The sequence below is a fragment of the uncultured Nostoc sp. genome (assembly GCF_964245575.1).
GTDB lineage: Bacteria > Cyanobacteriota > Cyanobacteriia > Cyanobacteriales > Nostocaceae > Nostoc.
This window is the reverse complement of record NZ_CAXTNP010000085.1, coordinates 1-2191: the sequence shown is the minus strand read 5'-3', so window position 1 is coordinate 2191 and position 2191 is coordinate 1. Positions and strand designations below refer to the sequence as shown.

General features: G+C 41.4%; 2 protein-coding genes. Both read right to left on the bottom strand.

Annotated features, from left to right (window positions below; all coding sequences use genetic code 11):
- On the bottom strand, positions 1-1175 hold a 1175-nt coding region (locus ACFFAP_RS15535; RefSeq protein ID WP_375512046.1), incomplete at its 3' end, for a tetratricopeptide repeat protein.
- Positions 1176-1962: 787 nt separating this feature from the next.
- The coding region (locus tag ACFFAP_RS15530; RefSeq protein WP_375512045.1) for a tetratricopeptide repeat protein at positions 1963-2191 on the bottom strand (229 nt) is incomplete at its 5' end.

The following is a 2191-nucleotide window of genomic DNA, read 5'->3' as shown; positions in this document are numbered from 1 at the left end:
AGTTTTAAAGCTTGCTGATACAAAGGTTCAGCTTTGCTGTAACGTCCTGTAGATTTGTAAAATCCTGCTAAATTGTTCAAACTAGCAGCGACATCGGTATGTTCTAAACCAAGACGATTTTGAGTCACTTCTACACACTGTTGCAACCAATATTCTGCTTGCTGATGAAGTCCTTGACCTTGATAAAACCAGGACAATTTGGTAAACAGAGTGATTAGATTTTCATCGCCCACATACTGGGATAGGTGGGTTGCAACTTCTATAATGTGCGGGATATGTGGAGTGAGGTTGAGAATATCTTCAGGGTTGGGCTGTTGCGGAATTAGCTTTGCTACCTCTAACATCATCGCTGCAAAGTTAGTTTTTGCTTCATCCGCCTCATTTGACTTATCCAACTTCATTTGGAAAAGTTGCCGAATCAGGGGATTTAGACGATAAATTTCTTTACTTTTTTGTTGTAGCAAATGCAATTCTAGTAAATCCGCTATGGCTTTCTCCCAAAGTTCTTGTTTTTTGTTATCTTCTATCGTCTCAACAGATAAGGGGATGTCAGCTAAGGCACACAAACTTAGCAAACAGCTAAAGCTTTGTGCATTTTCATCCAACTGTTCCCAACTTAATTCAAAAGCTTCAGCTACACCGTATTCATAAGGCATCAATGAGTTAGCATTGACTACTGCTTCATGTTCCACTCGCTTTTTCTCTAGCCGCTTCAGTAGTGTTTCCAGAGACAAATCTGGCATTTTATCCAGATATCGCCCTACTAACTCTAACGCTAAAGGTGAATATCCTAAAAATTTACAAATTTTTCTCGCAACCCAAGATTCTTGTTGCAGTCGTTCCCGAACCACCAGCGTTTTTAATAATTTCATCGCCGCCAATGGTTTGAGGACATCTAATTCGTTATTATATTTCGCTCTCAGGTAAGCTTGTAACTTTTCTAGTTTGTCCCTACTGTTAGAAATAGCTAACTCAGGATAATTCTGGGCAAACTTGTTATATACCTCACCCATCCACTTTCTAAAAGCAGCAATATCAACGTTTAATTCGCTGGTAAGTTTAGCTTCACTTTTACCTAAGTTTTCGGTCTTAAAATACTTTGTAAAAGCTGCTGTTTGATCTAGAGATAAGCTGTTAGTAGCAGCTTCTTTGCCTAGAAAATTAGCCCATTGCATAAACAGCTTGTGAAGTTTATTTTTAATTCTACTTCGTCTGCATTTGGAAAACTCCTCTCTTCGGCGTAGAAAGACCATTTGCATAGAAAGATTTACAAGCAGTGGTCGCCGTTAAACATCGCTACTTGAGCCTTTGAGGCTGACAGTTGAGCCTTTAAACCTCAATGTTGAGCCTTTGAGGCTGACGATTGAGCCTTTAAACCTCAACGTTGAGCCTTTGAACCTCAAGTTTCGAGTTTTGTACTCAAAATGGCTATGCGATGTCTACGACGGGCTATTCGGCGCCGCTCTATTTTTTACTGTACTTTGGATATGAGGGGGCATGAGAATCAAACTGCTTCAGGCGCAGAGGACACGGAGAAAGAGATTAAGACGCAATACGCTTGGGTTAAGGCTAAAACTCTTTGTTAAAGTCAATTTTTTTAACGAACCGCCAACTCTTGGAGAGGCTTCCGCCAACGCGCAGCGTCTCTAAGAGTTGGACGCAAAGCACGCAAAGAGAAAGAAGAAATGCTTAACCCAAGCGTATTGGATTAAGACGGAGCGTTAGCGTTCCGCAGGAAAGCTTATCGTTCGCGTAACGTTCCGTTGGCGCAGCCTCTCGTAGAGAAGGAAAGGTATCGCCCTTTGAAGTTACAATTGATGGGCGATCGCTCCTAAACTTTAAACTACAACAGTTGTGTGGCATCAATTTTTGCTTGCAGTTGGGCAAAGATTTCTACAAGTGAAGGGTTATGGTGTGATTTTGGGAGAAAGGGTGCAATCGCGTAGCGAAGGGAGGCGATCGCTAGCGATATATTTCTCTTAAAAAGATTGCATAATTTCCCCTTATCGTCATTGTATTGGGATGACCTACACCTAAACTCTGCTCACAAATCGCCAAAGCTTGCTCAAACAAGGGTTTGGCTTCGTTGTAGCGTCCTGTAAATTTGTAGAGTAATGCCAGATTATTCAGACTATTGGCGACATGATGATGGTTGTCTCCTAGTAAGCGTTTTCTCAATTCTAAAGCTTGC